This is a genomic window from Rhizobium sp. IBUN, assembly GCF_000510625.1.
GTDB classification, from domain to species: Bacteria; Pseudomonadota; Alphaproteobacteria; order Rhizobiales; family Rhizobiaceae; genus Rhizobium; species Rhizobium altiplani.
This window is the reverse complement of record NZ_AZNV01000001.1, coordinates 379,735-394,741: the sequence shown is the minus strand read 5'-3', so window position 1 is coordinate 394,741 and position 15,007 is coordinate 379,735. Positions and strand designations below refer to the sequence as shown.

The 15,007-nt window shown below is 60.6% G+C and carries 14 protein-coding genes and 1 pseudogene; 7 read left to right on the top strand and 8 right to left on the bottom strand.

The genetic code is table 11. The annotated features are described in order from the left end of the window. Positions 1-2 precede the first annotated feature (2 nt). The 4 genes from RHIBUN_RS0101820 to RHIBUN_RS0101805 all read left to right on the top strand — a co-directional run bounded on the left by RHIBUN_RS0101820 (position 3) and on the right by RHIBUN_RS0101805 (position 3,485). On the top strand, positions 3-1,595 hold the full coding sequence (locus RHIBUN_RS0101820) for a heme biosynthesis protein HemY (protein WP_025658175.1): 1,593 nt from the start codon (positions 3-5) through the stop codon (positions 1,593-1,595). Between the two features lie 15 nt (positions 1,596-1,610). Next, positions 1,611-2,096: a TerB family tellurite resistance protein gene (locus RHIBUN_RS0101815; RefSeq protein WP_025658174.1), complete on the top strand. Its 486-nt coding sequence runs from the start codon at positions 1,611-1,613 to the stop codon at positions 2,094-2,096. Next, positions 2,086-2,847, top strand: a complete 762-nt coding sequence (locus RHIBUN_RS0101810) for a glutamine amidotransferase (protein WP_025658173.1) — start codon at positions 2,086-2,088, stop codon at positions 2,845-2,847. Before RHIBUN_RS0101815 ends, RHIBUN_RS0101810 begins: the two co-directional genes overlap by 11 nt. Positions 2,848-2,999: 152 nt before the next feature. After that, positions 3,000-3,485 (top strand): RidA family protein, encoded by a 486-nt coding sequence (locus RHIBUN_RS0101805; RefSeq protein WP_018855770.1) that lies wholly within the window; start codon positions 3,000-3,002, stop codon positions 3,483-3,485. A gap of 6 nt (positions 3,486-3,491) precedes the next feature. Here the strand turns inward: RHIBUN_RS0101805 and RHIBUN_RS0101800 are convergent, their stop codons facing one another. Then, the gene (locus RHIBUN_RS0101800) at positions 3,492-4,739 is read right to left on the bottom strand and encodes an MFS transporter (RefSeq protein ID WP_025658172.1); all 1,248 of its coding nucleotides are present in this window, start codon (positions 4,737-4,739) and stop codon (positions 3,492-3,494) included. A 138-nt stretch (positions 4,740-4,877) separates the two neighbouring features. Here RHIBUN_RS0101800 and RHIBUN_RS0101795 point away from each other — a divergent pair, with 138 nt between their 5' ends. After that, positions 4,878-5,168 (top strand): YggT family protein, encoded by a 291-nt coding sequence (locus RHIBUN_RS0101795; protein WP_025658171.1) that lies wholly within the window; start codon positions 4,878-4,880, stop codon positions 5,166-5,168. Beyond that, a complete protein-coding gene (locus RHIBUN_RS0101790) occupies positions 5,165-5,479 on the top strand; it encodes a DUF167 domain-containing protein (RefSeq protein ID WP_025658170.1) in 315 nt (104 codons plus the stop codon). Before RHIBUN_RS0101795 ends, RHIBUN_RS0101790 begins: the two co-directional genes overlap by 4 nt. Here the strand turns inward: RHIBUN_RS0101790 and ppa are convergent, their stop codons facing one another. Beyond that, positions 5,480-6,016: an inorganic diphosphatase gene (gene ppa, locus RHIBUN_RS0101785; RefSeq protein ID WP_018855774.1), complete on the bottom strand. Its 537-nt coding sequence runs from the start codon at positions 6,014-6,016 to the stop codon at positions 5,480-5,482. A 1,104-nt stretch (positions 6,017-7,120) separates the two neighbouring features. Between ppa and RHIBUN_RS0101775 the strand changes: the two genes are divergently transcribed. Then, positions 7,121-8,008, top strand: coding sequence for a LysR family transcriptional regulator (locus tag RHIBUN_RS0101775; protein ID WP_025658168.1), 888 nt, complete (start codon positions 7,121-7,123; stop codon positions 8,006-8,008). A 328-nt stretch (positions 8,009-8,336) separates the two neighbouring features. Here RHIBUN_RS0101775 and RHIBUN_RS33015 read toward each other — a convergent pair. The 6 genes and pseudogenes from RHIBUN_RS33015 to RHIBUN_RS0101745 all read right to left on the bottom strand — a co-directional run bounded on the left by RHIBUN_RS33015 (position 8,337) and on the right by RHIBUN_RS0101745 (position 14,999). After that, positions 8,337-8,752 (bottom strand): annotated as a pseudogene (locus tag RHIBUN_RS33015) (hypothetical protein). Then, positions 8,749-8,892, bottom strand: coding sequence for a hypothetical protein (locus RHIBUN_RS33010; protein ID WP_198021122.1), 144 nt, complete (start codon positions 8,890-8,892; stop codon positions 8,749-8,751). The pseudogene RHIBUN_RS33015 and the gene RHIBUN_RS33010 overlap by 4 nt, the downstream one beginning before the upstream one ends. Before the next feature lie 69 nt (positions 8,893-8,961). Next, on the bottom strand, positions 8,962-9,468 hold the full coding sequence (locus tag RHIBUN_RS0101760; RefSeq protein ID WP_018855780.1) for a GNAT family N-acetyltransferase: 507 nt from the start codon (positions 9,466-9,468) through the stop codon (positions 8,962-8,964). A 201-nt stretch (positions 9,469-9,669) separates the two neighbouring features. Further along, positions 9,670-11,487, bottom strand: a complete 1,818-nt coding sequence (typA, locus tag RHIBUN_RS0101755; protein WP_018855781.1) for a translational GTPase TypA — start codon at positions 11,485-11,487, stop codon at positions 9,670-9,672. Positions 11,488-11,612: 125 nt separating this feature from the next. Then, complete coding sequence (locus RHIBUN_RS0101750; RefSeq protein WP_025658167.1) at positions 11,613-13,190, bottom strand: alkaline phosphatase D family protein; 1,578 nt, start codon at positions 13,188-13,190, stop codon at positions 11,613-11,615. A 129-nt stretch (positions 13,191-13,319) separates the two neighbouring features. Continuing rightward, complete coding sequence (locus RHIBUN_RS0101745) at positions 13,320-14,999, bottom strand: iron ABC transporter permease (protein ID WP_025658166.1); 1,680 nt, start codon at positions 14,997-14,999, stop codon at positions 13,320-13,322. Between the last annotated feature and the right edge of the window lie 8 nt (positions 15,000-15,007).

Genomic DNA, 15,007 nt, shown 5'->3' with positions numbered 1-15,007 from the left:
GCATGGTCAGGCTCGTCATATTTGCCCTCGTCGTCCTCGCACTCGGCTACGGATTTTCCTGGCTGGCAGATCGCCCCGGCGATCTTTCGCTGGTCTGGGAAGGGCAGCTTTACCAGACTCGGCTGGTCGTCGCGGCAAGCGCCCTGATCGCGCTCATCGCGGCCGTAATGGTCGTGTGGTGGCTGCTGCGAACACTCTGGATGTCGCCCTACTCCGTCACTCGCTATTTTCGTGCTCGCAAGCGCGACCGCGGTTATCAGGCACTGTCGACTGGCCTGATCGCGGCTGGTGCCGGCAATGCGCTGATGGCACGCAAGATGGCCGCCCGTTCGCGAGGATTGCTCCGCGCCGATCAGGAGCCGCTGATCGCTCTCCTTGAGGCGCAGGCAGCACTGATCGAAGGTCGCCACGACGAAGCACGCGCTAAGTTCGAGGCCATGACCAATGATCCCGAGACCCGTGAGCTCGGGCTGCGCGGACTGTATCTGGAAGCCAAGCGGCTCGGCGCCAATGAGGCGGCGCGTCAATATGCGGAAAAGGCCGCGGACAACGCGCCCTATCTGCCGTGGGCAGCGCAGGCAACGCTCGAGTATCGCAGCCAGGCCGGTCGCTGGGATGATGCGATGCGACTGCTGGAACAACAAAGGGCTGGCCGCGTCATCGAAAAGGCTGAGGCGGATCGGCTTCGCGCAGTTCTGCTCACCGCCCGCGCCACAGAGAAGCTCGAGAACGATCCGGCGGGAGCGCGCGACGACGCCACGCATGCCCTCAAGCTTGCCGCCGACTTCGAGCCCGCGGCAATCGTCGCCGCGAAGGCGCTGTTCCGGGAAGACAAGCTGCGCAAGGCGGCATCCATCCTCGAACAGGCGTGGAAATCGGCCCCGCACCCGGACATCGGCCGCACCTATGTTCGCGCCCGCAGCGGCGATTCTGCCACTGATCGCCTGAAGCGCGCGGAGCGACTGGAGGGGATACGGCCGAACAACGTCGAATCCCTGCTTCTCGTGGCGCAGGCCGCCCTCGACACGCAGGATTTCGCCAAGGCCCGCACCAAGGCAGAAGCCGCTGCCCGGATTGAGCCGCGCGAAGCCACCTTTTTGCTGCTCGCCGACATCGAGGAAGCCGAAACGGGCGATCAGGGCCGTGTTCGCCACTGGCTTGCGCAGGCCCTCAAGGCGCCGCGCGACCCGGCATGGGTGGCCGATGGTTACGTTTCCGACAAATGGTTGCCGCTTTCGCCCGTTACCGGTCGGCTGGATGCCTTCGTCTGGAAGGCGCCGTTCGACCATGTGGATAATGCCGCCGATGAAAGCAAGACGATCTCCATAGACAGCGCCCTAAAAACGTTGCCGCCCGTGCGCGAAGCTCGCTCCGAAGGCCCGGCCACCGATCATCGCATCATCGAACTCGAGCGGGCTGCCACGATAGCCGAGGCGGCGCGTCCATCGCCGAAGCCGCCGGCTTCGAGCAAGCACGCGGCGGAACCTGCAACTTCACCCGAACCGCGCCCCTTCTTTGGCGGCCTGCCGGACGATCCCGGCGTTCGCAATCCAGCGGCGGAGCCAGAACCCAAGACACGGCTTCGCCTTTTCTAGACAAACAGGATCTAAATGTTCGAACGCTTCCAGGAATTCTTTCAGAATCTGACTTCCGACAACACAAAGAAAGGCTTCGCGCCAGACGACCCGCGCATCGCAGTGGCCGCGCTCTGTATGCAGGTCATGGAGGCGGATGGGCAGGTCAAGGACAGTGAGACGAAGCGGCTTCGCAAGCTGCTAAAGGACCAGTATGGGCTTGACCGCAGGCAGCTTGACGCGCTGATGGCCGCCGGCCGCGAGGCGGAAAGCGATGCTGTCGACTACTACCGCTTCACCTCGGATCTCAAGCGCCACCTCAACACGGAACAGCGGCTCGAGCTGATTGGGGTCCTCTGGGACATTGTCTATGCCGATGGCGAGCGCAGCGAAATGGAAGATGATGCAATCTGGCGCATTGCCGAACTCCTCGGTGTTTCCGCGCGCGAGCGGATCCAGAAGCGGCAGGAAGCAGCACGACGGGTCACGGATACCGAGGTAGTGGGGGACGATGCCGACTGACCGCTTACCGGAGCACGAGAAGCGCCCAGTCCTGATTGTTCTGCATCAGGAACGCTCGAGCGCTGGCCGGGTCGGTCAGTTGCTGGCCGAGAAGGGGTATCAGCTCGATATCCGGCGCCCGGTTCTCGGCGACAAATTGCCCTCGACGCTTGCCGAACACGCGGGCGCCGTTGTATTCGGCGGGCCGATGAGTGCCAACGATACCGAAGACTTCGTCAAGTCGGAGATCGACTGGCTGGACGTGCCGCTCAGGGAGAAGCGCCCGCTACTCGGGATCTGCCTCGGCGCACAGATGCTGGTGAGGCAGCTCGGCGGCAAGGTTCAGGCGAACGCCGATGGCTCCACGGAGATCGGTTGGTATCCGCTGCGCCCGACGGAGAAAGGCCGGCTGCTGATGCACTGGCCGAGGATGGTTTACCACTTTCATCGCGAAGGGTTTGACCTGCCGCATGGTGCCGAACTGCTGGCTGAGGGCGATACCTACCCCAATCAGGCTTTTCGCTACGGTGGCCATGCTTGGGGCCTGCAGTTCCATGCCGAGCTGACGCGCGCGATGATGCACCGCTGGGTGGTTCACGGTGCCCACCGCTTCATTCTTCCGAACGCGCAGCAGGGTCGTGAGCATCTGGAAGGGCGCATGCTCTTTGACGCGCCGCTGAAGGCATGGCTGAACGAGTTCCTCGACATCGTCTTCGAGGGCAAGACGTCCAAATCCGTCGCAGCAGCCAGGGCCGCCACGCTTCCCGCCTAGACGGGTGCGCCAGGCACCGCGTCGTGCTAAGGTCGGCGCGTACCACCACTCTGGCTATATTCACCAGTAGGAATGCGTTCCGATCCACGACCCGGTCTTGGAATTGCCGCGCTCGCGCAATGACGGACCAAAGCTATGTCCGGAGGAATACCATGGCCAACTATGAGCAGAGACTTGCCGCGATGGGATTGGTTCTACCGCAGCCGCTGAAACTGCCTTCCAACATGGTCCTTCCTTTTCCGTGGGTGAATGTGCGCGGCAATCGCGCATTCGTCTCAGGCCATGGCCCGCAGAATACGGATGGAACACCTGCCGGCCCGTTCGGAGCCGTCGGTGAAAACATCTCCATCGAGGAGGCCAAGGCATCCGCGCGGAAAGTCGCTCTTTCCATGTTGGGCAGCCTGAAGCGAGAGCTGGGTAGCCTCGACCGCATTACCGGCTGGTGTCGTGTGTTCGGCATGGTCAATTGCGCGCCCCGCTTTGCCAATCCGCCAGCCGTAATCAACGGCTTCACCGAGCTGATCATCGAAGTATTCGGACCGGAGGTGGGCAGTCACTCCCGCTCGGCGATTGGCGTTGCCGGCCTGCCACTGAACTTTCCGGTCGAAATCGAAGCGGAAGTCATCGTCTCGACCTGAAGGCCGTCACACCGGCTCCAGCCGCTCCGGCGCATCAAGCGTGTCGATTTTGCGCAGCTTCGGAAAGCTCGTGGCCCAAATTGCCGCGACGGCAAGCGTTCCGATGCCGCCGATGATGACCGCGGGGACGGCGCCGAAAATGGAAGCCATCGTACCCGCGCGGAATTCGCCGAGTTCGTTGGAGGCACCGACGAAGACCATGTTGACGGCATTGACACGGCCGCGCAGTTCGTCCGGCGTCCAGAGCGCGATCAGGCTCTCCCGCACATAGACGGAAATCATGTCGGCCGCACCCATGATGGCGAGCGCCGCGATCGACAGCTCCGTGCTGGTCGAAAATCCGAAAACGATCGTACCGATGCCGAACAGGGCAACGCCGATGAACATGGCAATGCCGGCACTGTGCTTGAGCGGATAGGCGGCGAGAAAAACCGCCATGGCGATCGCGCCGACCCCGGGTGCCGCGCGCAGGAGACCGAGCCCCCAGGGCCCGAGTGTCAGGATATCGCGCGCAAAGATCGGCATCAGCGCCGTCGCACCGCCGAGGAGCACCGCGAAGAGATCGAGCGATATGGCACCCAGCACGACTTTCTCGGCACGAATGTAGCGGAAGCCGCCGAGGATCATATCCCAGCTCTTGGCTTCACCCATCGTCTTCTGCGGCGGCTTGGGGATCATGTAGAGCAGCGCTGCGCCAAGAGCGGCGAAGATGACCGCGACCGTATAGGCTGTATGAGGGTTGATGCCATACAATAGACCACCGAGAACGGGGCCCGTGATCGCCGCCAGCTGCCATGAAGACGAATTCCAGGCGATGGCGTTTGACAGATCCTCCGGCGGTACAAGGTTCGGCGCCAGCGATTGCACAGCCGGCGACATGAAGGCGCGCTCGATGCCGAAAACCAGCAGGACGGCAAATACCGGCAACGGCGAGAACGTCCCTGTGATCGTCATCAATAGCAGCGCCAGCGTGCACAAGGCGCTGATGAGCGAGCAGATGGCGGCGATCGCACGTCGATTGTGCCGGTCGGCTACGGATCCGGTGACAAGGATCAGGACCAGCGAAGGCAGAAATTGCACTAGGCCTATCAGTCCGAGATAGATGGCACTGCCGGTCTGGTCGTACATCTGCCAGCCGACGGCCACACTGACGATCTGCTGCGAAAAAGACAGCAGAAACCGCGCGAAAAAGAACCGGGTGTAAGACGGATACCGGAACGCGGCAAAACGATCTCCGGTTGGCGAAAAAGACATGGAGACTTTCCAGAAAACAGGCCAGACGCCAATGCACGACGCCGCTGTTAAACATGATTTACAATGCGTTTCGAGACAGCACTTGCCGGTTTAGTCGCCAATGTCTACATGTCTGTCAACAACGAACTGGAGATTGCAATGCTTGCGCTTTTTCAAACCATTGATTTGGCTTTGAATCTCTACACTTGGGTGCTGATCGCCAGCGCTATTTTTTCCTGGCTGTATGCGTTCAACGTAATCAACTCCAGCAATCAGTTCGTCAATTCGGTTGGCATGTTCCTCTACAATGTGACGGAACCGCTGCTGCGTCCGATCCGCCGCGTGCTGCCAAATCTCGGCGGCATCGACGTCTCACCGATCATTTTGCTGCTGATCATCTTCTTCGTGCGCTCTCTGATGTGGAATTCAATCTTCCCGCTGGTGGCATGAGCCAGCCCTGGGCGGCGTTCAACGACCACATTGCTCTGACCGTTCGTCTGACGCCGAGTGGCGGACGCGATGCAATCGACTGCGTGGAGACAGACGCCGAGGGCAAAGCCCATCTCAAAGCCAGAGTGACTGCCGTCCCCGAGAAGGGCAAGGCGAACAAGGCGTTGATCGAGTTCTTGGCGAAATCGCTTCGCATCGCAAAGTCATCGGTCAGCCTCGCCTCAGGCGAAATGTCGCGCAAAAAAATCCTCCGGATCGACGGCGACCCGGAGGATTTGATCAGGAAATTACAAACTCTTCTCGAAAGCTGATCAGGCCTTTGCCTTCTTGGCGCGTTCGATCGCCTCGAGGATCAGTGCGCCGGCTTCCTTGGAATCACCCCAACCGAAGATCTTCACCCACTTGCCGGGTTCGAGATCCTTGTAGTGCTCGAAGAAGTGCTCGATCTGCTTCAGCGTGATCTCGGGAAGGTCGGTGTAGTCGTTCACCTTCTCGTAGCGCAGCGTCAGCTTCGGCGACGGCACGGCGATGATCTTCTCGTCCTTACCGGAATTGTCTTCCATCTTGAGAACGCCGATCGGGCGCACGTTGATGACGCAGCCCGGAACAAGCGGACGCGTGCTGGCGATGAGGACGTCGATCGGATCGCCGTCTTCCGAAAGCGTGTGCGGCACGAAGCCGTAGTTGCCCGGGTAGGTCATCGGCGTATAGAGGAAGCGATCAACAACCAGCGTACCAGCTTCCTTGTCCATCTCGTACTTGATCGGATGGCCGCCGACGGGCACCTCAACGATTACGTTGACATCTTCCGGCGGGTTCTTGCCGATGGAAATCGCGTCAATGCGCATAGAGCTTCCCTTTAACGGTTAAGTCGATGGTTGCCAGATACTGGGAATCATCCCGCAACGCAACACGCCAATGTGGATTGGCCCGTCTAAGAGGGCCGTCAAGGTGACACGCGACTTCTCTGCTGTTCGCTTGCAAGAGGCGGAGCGGATCCGAACGACACCCCCTGTCGGCCTGACAGTAGATGGCGCAGGTAATCACCGAGTCGGCTCAACCCTGCCCATAATCGTTGGCCAAGCATGATGCGACGCTGGAGCTGATAGGCAAGTATGCCGCTCAATAGACCGGACACGACCGATACTGCGACCGGTAGCGGCGCCGTAAAAGTCGCGGGATTGGCGCGATCAAACAGGGCCTCCGGCAGAATCCGGTGCAGCTCGCCGCAGCGATCGAGACCAGCACGGCGGCAAGCGTTGCGGGCAGCTTGACCCGAGACACGTAAAGAAGAACGGCAAGTACCGGCAACTGCATACCATAGAGGACCCATGACCCTGCCCAGTTTCCGCCGGTATAGGCCACAGGCGGCATGACCGCGCATCCGGCGGCGATTACCGCAAGTCGTCGTCGTCTCGAATTTGCAAAGGCGGCGCACCATCCGAAAGCCACAAGGTGGGTAGGGGATGTGTAGCGATGACGATGTCGCGGCAAAATTAGCTACGAACCGTTGGGCCGTTGAAGTCGGAGTCGAGCTCCAGTGTAATCCCCATTTGTGATCTCCACACCATGCGCGGCATATGCAGCCTTGATTTTTTCTTTAGTAGTCTCGGTTGCATTACCAGTCGACTCGAAGCGATGCACCGTCGAAAAGGCAATCCCGGCCTTATCTGCAAGCTCACGAACCGACCATTTCAAGATCGCCCGAGCTGCTCTGTTCGCCTCTGGAGTCAAATTCGTCATATCAGCCCTAAAAATAAATACGCACGTAGCGAAAACGCTTGACGTGCCTCTTTGCGCAAAGTATCACTACACCCGTAGGCAAAATGCGCTGATTCTTCGAGAAGCGCGTGCCTATAATTGCGCGACTTTTTCCAAGTGACCAGCCGCCAATCCGATTTGGCCGCTGAATTTTGCTCGCCAGTCAACAGTTTCTAGATCGGTTATCTGATATGGAACTACGCCAACTCTCCTACTTCAAAGCGGTGGCCGAGGAACTGCACTTCGGCCGGGCGGCAGCCAGGATGCACATTGCCCAACCGGCGCTCAGCAATCATGTGATGTCGCTGGAAAGGGAGCTTGGCTGTCCGCTGTTCATTCGCTCGACGAGAAGGGTGGAACTGACCAGGGCGGGGGAGACCTTCTACGATCGCTGTGTGCGGATCCTGAGCGACATCGACCTGACCACCGAACTGACCCGGGCAGCCGGCGGCAGCCGCATCCGCCAGATCAGGATCGGCAGCATCTACCCGGCCACCATGGGCATGCTGCCNACCTTCCTTGCCAAGATCGCCCGCAAGTATCCCGATGTCCGCATCCATATCGCNTCTGGCAATACCGGCGAGATCATCCGCGGCCTGGAGACCGGCCANCTCAATNTNGGCTTCATCCGGCCGGTGGAAAACATCGGCTCCTTGCGCTTCGTCTCGCTTGCGCATGAGCGCTACTACCTGGCGGTCGGCCATGCCAATCCGCTGGCAGCCAGGGAGGAGATCAGCATCGATGATCTGCGCACTCAGAAGATCATCGCCTTCAACCGGCAGAACCTGTCATTCACCGAACGATACTTCAATGAGAAGTTCGCCGAATACGACCTCACCGCCAACATTGCCTTCAGCTGCGATGACACCTATGCGCTGGTGTCGCTGGTCTCTGCCGGGCTTGGCATCGGCTTTGCGCCGGAATGGACGCTTGATCTTCCCAATCGCGGCTTTGAACTGAAGAAGGTAAGCGGGATCGACTTTAGGATCGGGCTTGGCATTGCCTGGAACAAGGAAGACCCAACCGCTGGGCGCGATGATATTGTCGACATCGCGCGGTCGCTGGCACGGCGCGGCTGACAACATAGCCTAGCCTGATGCCAGCGACGGTCGGCGCAGGGGACACTGGGTTAGCGTCGGCCGAGCCGCTGCGGCTGGAGATCGACACAGGGATGCCTACCGGGCAGCGTCGTGGCCATAAACAACGAACGCAACGTCTTCGGTTTTTGCTAAGGCCGATATTTTTGCGGTGCTCTGTGGAATTCGACGTTCGTCGTCCATATCGGTAACGAAGAATGGGCGCGCTTCGCGTCCGCCAACTGTGCATGGCCGCATCTGCCGCAATCAACACATTGCCTGTCGGAAGGATTGATGCCGTTTCAGGGGGCTCAAATGGAGAATTGCCGTCTTAGCGATGGCGCCTGACTTCGGAGAGCGATTTACGGCGGGCGACGAATTCGCGCAGTATCGGCAGGAAGAAGTCCTTGCTGAACCGGCCAATTGGCGGCTCCGGTTCGAGATAGAACGAGTGACCGATGACGTCGCTGTTGAATTCGTCCATGATGATCCAGAGATGGCGATCTGCATCGAGGCCGGCGCGACGTTTTTCGATTGCCGGGATCTCGAAGGCGAACCGATCCCGCTCGGGCTGTTTCGTGGTGATCGGGAAAAATAACACCAGATCACCATCGGCACGCGCTGTCCGCACGCCGACCGCGACGGGGCGCTCCTTGCGTCCCTCCCTCTCGCCTTTTCCTGCTTCTCGATGCCGGAGATAAGAATAGCGAAGACGGCTGCGGTCTGGATGTCGTCGTAAACACTCATCGCCCGACCTCGTCGTCCTCAGCATATTGTTCGACCGCGCGCTCCATGTCGGCGAACAAGGCGTCGGACATGGTGTCGATCGACCCGATCGCTCGGGCATCGGCACCCTTCATGAGCCGCTCGTAGTCGTTTATGTTCAAGATTTGCAAGTTTTCGTGACGACAGAAACTGTCAATTTCGCTGGAAAAAGCGATAGGCAAGGAAGAGCCTCAACCCCAAATGAAGCCAATTTTCTTTAGCCGCTTCTGGTCGAACGTTTCCATGCCCTCGCAATAGTCGACGCCGCCATGGCTGCGATAGAACTGCGCGCCGGTCTCATTCTCCTCGAGGCACCAGACGACCAACCCGTTGCAGCCAAGCGACTTCAGGAGCCGCCGTGCTTCGCCGAACAGCATGTGGCCAAGGCCAATGCCCTGGTACTCCGGCCGAAGATAGAGTTCGTAGATCTCGCCCTCTTGGGGCAGTGCGCGGGCGCGATTGAGGCCGAGCGTTGCGTAGCCTGCGACAGTGCCGGCCACGTCGAGAACGAGAAGCGTTGCCGGCCCGCGGGTGGCCTTGCGCCACCAGTTCTCGCCGCGACGCTCGATCATCTGCCGCAACGCACGATGCGGAATGATCCCCGCATAGGTGTGCTGCCACGCAAGCCGATGCACTTCCGATATGGCTCGGGAATCGTGCGGTTCGGCCCGCCGAACATCGATCGACAACGTCTTCATAATGCGTACTCTGGTCCCATTGTCGGCAATTAACCATATGCGCCCGGCGCATTCAGGTTGTTTGCCCACAGGCTAAACATGTGGACGACAGCTGAAATTTAACGCTTTTTTAACTATTGCGACAAGCGAGATTCGGCAGACTGCACAAATAAAAAACCCCGGCGCAATGGCCGGGGTTGAAGGCTGAAAGACTTCAGTCGCTTAGGCGGACTTCGCCTTGGCGAAGCGCTTGCGATCGTTGGCGTCGAGATACATCTTGCGCAGGCGGATCGACTTCGGCGTCACTTCCATCAGCTCGTCGTCCTGGATCCAGGAGAGAGCGCGGTCGAGCGTCATTCGGATCGGCGGCGTCAGCTTGACGGCTTCGTCCTTGCCGGCGGCGCGGATGTTGGTCAGCTGCTTGCCCTTGAGGACGTTGACCTCGAGGTCGTTATCGCGCGAGTGGATACCGATGATCATGCCCATGTAGACCTTTTCGCCGGGCTCGATCATCATCGGGCCGCGATCTTCCAGGTTGAACATGGCGTATGCAACGGCTTCGCCCGGAGCGTTGGCCAGGAGAACGCCGTTCGTGCGGCCGCCGATTTCACCCTTGTAGGGCTGGTAGTCCTTGAACAGGCGGTTCATCACGGCAGTGCCGCGCGTGTCCGTCAAGAGTTCCGACTGGTAGCCGATCAGGCCGCGGGTCGGCGCGTTGAAGACCAGGCGAACGCGATTGCCGCCCGAAGGACGCAGCTCGGTCATCTCGGCCTTGCGCTCGGACATCTTCTGCACGACGACGCCGGAATGCTCTTCATCGACGTCGATGACGACTTCTTCGATCGGCTCCATCAGCTGGTCGTTTTCGTCGCGGTGCATGACGACGCGCGGACGCGACACGGCGAGCTCGAAGCCTTCACGACGCATGGTTTCGATCAGAACGGCGAGCTGCAATTCGCCGCGGCCGGAAACGTAGAACGAATCCTTGCCTTCGGCTTCTTCGATCTTCAGCGCGACGTTGCCTTCTGCTTCCTTGAACAGGCGGTCGCGGATGACGCGCGAGGTGACCTTGTCACCTTCGGTGCCGGCGAGCGGGCTGTCGTTGACGATGAAGGACATGGTGACGGTCGGCGGATCGATCGGCTGCGCGGTCAGCGCCTCGGTGATCGCGGGATCACAGAAGGTGTCGGCAACCGTGCCCTTGGAGAGGCCGGCGATCGCGACGATGTCGCCTGCATGCGCTTCGTCGATCGAGGTGCGCTCGATGCCGCGGAAAGCGAGGATCTTCGAGATACGGCCGGATTCGATCAGCTTGCCATCCTGGCCGAGAACCTTGACAGCCTGGTTCGGCTTGATCGAGCCGGAATTGATGCGGCCGGTGATGATGCGGCCGAGGAAGGGGTTGGCTTCGAGGATCGTGCCGATCATCGTGAACGGGCCTTCGGCAACCGTCGGCTCCGGAACGTGGTTGAGCACGAGGTCGAGCAGCGGTGCCAGACCCTGGTCCTTCGGGCCTTCAGGATTGACGTTCATCCAGCCATCGCGACCCGAACCGTAGAGGATCGGGAAGTCGAGCTGTTCGTCGGTCGCGTCGAGGCTAGCGAAGAGGTCGAATACTTCGTTGATGACTTCTTCATGGCGGCCATCGGGACGGTCGATCTTGTTGATCGCAACGATCGGACGGAGGCCGACCTTCAGCGCCTTGGAGACGACGAACTTGGTCTGCGGCATCGGGCCTTCGGAGGAGTCGACCAGAACGATCGCGCCGTCCACCATCGAGAGAATACGCTCGACTTCACCACCGAAGTCGGCGTGGCCGGGTGTGTCGACGATGTTGATACGAACGCCCTTCCACTCGACCGATGTCGCCTTGGCAAGGATCGTGATGCCGCGTTCCTTTTCCAGGTCGTTCGAGTCCATGACGCGTTCTGCAACGCGCTGGTTCTCGCGGAACGAGCCGGACTGTTTCAGGAGTTCGTCAACCAGTGTCGTCTTGCCATGGTCAACGTGCGCGATAATCGCGATGTTGCGAAGTGCCATATGTCTATATCTCTGAAGCTGGGGCGCCGCGCTGGGAGAAGGCGCCAATTTCATTTGGGCGGCTCATACAGTGTTTTTCGCGTTTGCGAAAGGGGGGAGGCCGGATTGCCTGCCATGCATGGACGTCAACTCGATATCTGCGGATCGAGCGTCGTCCGCCACAGCTCGGTATCGTTCCGATCCATCAGCCTCACGGTCAGTTGCTCGGTCTGCCCGTCGATGTCGACAAGCCCGAAGAACTGCATGCCTGCCGACGGCGGCAGGTTCTGCTCCGCACCGCCGGGTGCGGCTTTCATGAACTTCACCTCCGGTCCGAAAGTCATGTCGAGTTCCTGCGGCCCATAGGTTCCGGAATGCAGCGGACCCGCAACGAACTCCCAGAATGGCAGGAACTCGCGGAACTTGGCCTTACCGGGATCGTAATAGTGTACAGCCGTGTAGTGCACGTCGGCTGTCAGCCAGATCATGTTCGCTATGCCGGCATCGCGGATGAAGCGCAGCAGATCGGCGAACTCCAGCTCGCGGCCAAGCAGGGCGCCATTCTCGCCGTTGGAGATCGACTCGCTGCCCGTCCGGTGGCCGTAATCGTCCCAGATCACCAGCCCGATCGGCAGATCGCAGGCGATCACCTTCCAGGTCGCGGTCGAGCGCACCAGTTCCCGCTTCAGCCACGCCATCTGGCGCTCGCCCAAAAGCCGCGACTCCGCCGTCGGCTCGGCATCGAGCCCACGGCTATTCGGGCCGCGATAGGAGCGCAGGTCGATGAAGAAGACATCGAGCAGCGGACCGTAAGACACCTTGCGGTAGATGCGGCCGGGGTCATCGGCCACGTAACGGATCGGCGTCATCTCGTGGAAGGCACGGCTTGCGCGGGCAGCAAGCGTGGCGATCGATTTTTCCTTGTAGCGATCATCATCACCGAGGTCGGTCGAGGGCGACCAGTTGTTCAGCACCTCGTGATCGTCCCATTGGTAGAAGACAGGGCAGACCGCATTGAACGCCTTCACATGCTCGTCGAGCAGATTATAGGTCCACTGGCCGCGAAACTGGTCGAGCGTCTGCGCGATGTCGCGCTTTGCCTCGGTGACGACGCGGTTTTTCCAAACGCCGCCATCTCGCAGCCTGACCTCGTCCGTGATCGGATTGTCGGCGTAAATTGTGTCGCCCGAATGGATCATGAAATCCGGGCGATGGTAGGCGATCGTCGAATAGGTGCGCATCCCCTCCTCGTCGATGCCCCAGCCCTGGCCGGCCGTATCCCCAGACCACGCGAAGCGGATGCTGCGCTTGCCCGCCGGCGCCGTGCGAAACTGTCCATGGATGGGTTCCGACAGGTCGTTGAGGTCCTGCAGGTCGGCCGCACGAAAGCGATAGAAGATCTCTTGATTATCAGGGAGATTCTGGAGCAGCAGCTTTCCCGCAAGATTGGTGCCCGGTGTCACGTCTATGGGCGCGACGCGCACCGCGTTGGCGAACCGGTCGCTCGTCGAATACTCGACATGCAGTCGTGCCGGCCGGTTCACCTGCGCCCAGACCATACCCGAATTCGCATCGACATCGCCGGATTGCACGCCTGCTGTAAAGACCGGGCGACTTGACGAGCCGCGCGCGTAGTAGGGCATCGCCAGCCCCGCCAGTGCAAATCCGCCAACGGCGCCCATGGATGAGAGGAAGCGTCGGCGGGTTGTTTCAGTCAATGTCATGCCAAGGTCTATCCGGCTAACGGGAGGGCCGAACCTATGGCGGCTGTCATGTCATCCGCTTGAAGGCGGCATGAAGGTTTTTCGAAACTTCAACGACAGTTTTGTTACGAGAGCGCCGCTGGTGAGGCGCTATTCCGCCACCAATCCGCTGCGGCGAAGCAGCGTGAGCAGCAGAAGCGGCAAAAGCGTGGTGATGAGAATTGCGATGAAGGCCATCGCCATGCCGAGGCCGATCGACCCCTGCTCGAACTGGCGCCAGATGAACGTGGCGATGGTCTGCATACCGACAGGTGCCACGACAACCGAGGCCACCAGTTCGCGCGAGGCAAGCGCAAAGACCAGCAGCATCGCCGAAGCAAGGCTCGGGAAGACAAGCGGCAGGAGGATGCGGTGAAAGGCGGTCACTCCGCTTGCACCAAACACCCGGGCAGCCGCTTCCAGGCTGTCCCCTATCTGCTGGAAGGCCGCCGTCGTGTAGCGCACCGGTTGCGGCAGCAGGATACAGCAATAGGCAAGCAGCAGGATGAATGCCGTGTTGTATGGGGTCGCCGGCAGCCATGGCATGTTCCAGGCAAGGATCAGCCCGACGGCAACGACGATGCCCGGCAGCGCATTCGGCAGGATCGTCATCGTGTCGATCGCCACGCGCCCGCGGATTTTCGTCTTGACGACCGTATAGGCGGCCAGAACACCGATGAGACCGGTAATCAAGGCTGTCCCGATGCCGAGCGAGAAGCTGTTGGCGAGTGCTACGAGAGCACCGGCACTGTTGTTGAAGACGGACAGGAAATTCTCGGCGCTGATGTTGTCGAGCGCCAAACCACCGGAAATCGTCCGCGACAGCGCCGTGAGCAGGATCGATAGCAGTGGCACGCCCGTTGCCAGGAAGGCAACCACGGCAAAGGCGATCATCACGGGAACCTTCATCGCCCCAAGCGGCCGCTTGTCCTTGGCAGCCGGTTTGCCGCCCACGGTCTGATAGGACCGGCGGGCCAGGATCCATCGCTGCAGCAGGAATGTCAGCAGAGACATGATGACGAGCAGGATCGACAGGATCGCAGCGCCCGGCAGATCGATCGGCCAATCCGAGATCCGCAGGTCGATGCCGGTAACCAGGACCTGGAAGCCGGCTCGACGACCAAGGGCAGCGGGCGTACCGTATTCCTCCATCGCCGCGGCAAAGACCAGCATCAGGCTGGCAACGAGTCCGGGTGCCGACAGCGGCAGCGTGATCCGAAAGAAGGCACGCGCCGGCGACGCGCCAAACACGCGACCGACGTCCGCATAACGCGCACCAACAGCCTCGACCGTGCGCGATACGGCGAAATAGACCACCGGAAAAGTGTTGAAGGCCATGACCATGGTCATGCCGAAGAGCGAAAACAGGAAGGGCGCGAGGTTGAAGCCCGCGATCTGCTGAATATAGCCGCGCGGCTGCAGCGTCATGATCCAGCCGAGCGTCGCGATGTAAGGCGGGATCATGAAGGGGACGAGCAGCAGCACATCCCACAGCGGTGCAAGCGGGATGCGGTAGAGTGCCCGAAACACGCCGAGCGGCACCGCCACCAGCGCCGAGGCCAGCACCACGCAGCTGCCAAGCAGAATGGTGTTGCCGGCCATGCCGATCAGCGCGCTATCGAAGAGCGTCGCAACAAGCGAAGAAAAAGGGCCCGCGAACGAGCCCTGTCCGATGTTGGGGAAGATGCCCTGAAGCACAACGGCGATGAAGGGAACGGCGACGATAACGGTCAATCCCGCGATCGCCAGCCAGGCGGCCGGCGCAGCGCCGCTACTATCGTGCGTCCTCATCGCCCTGC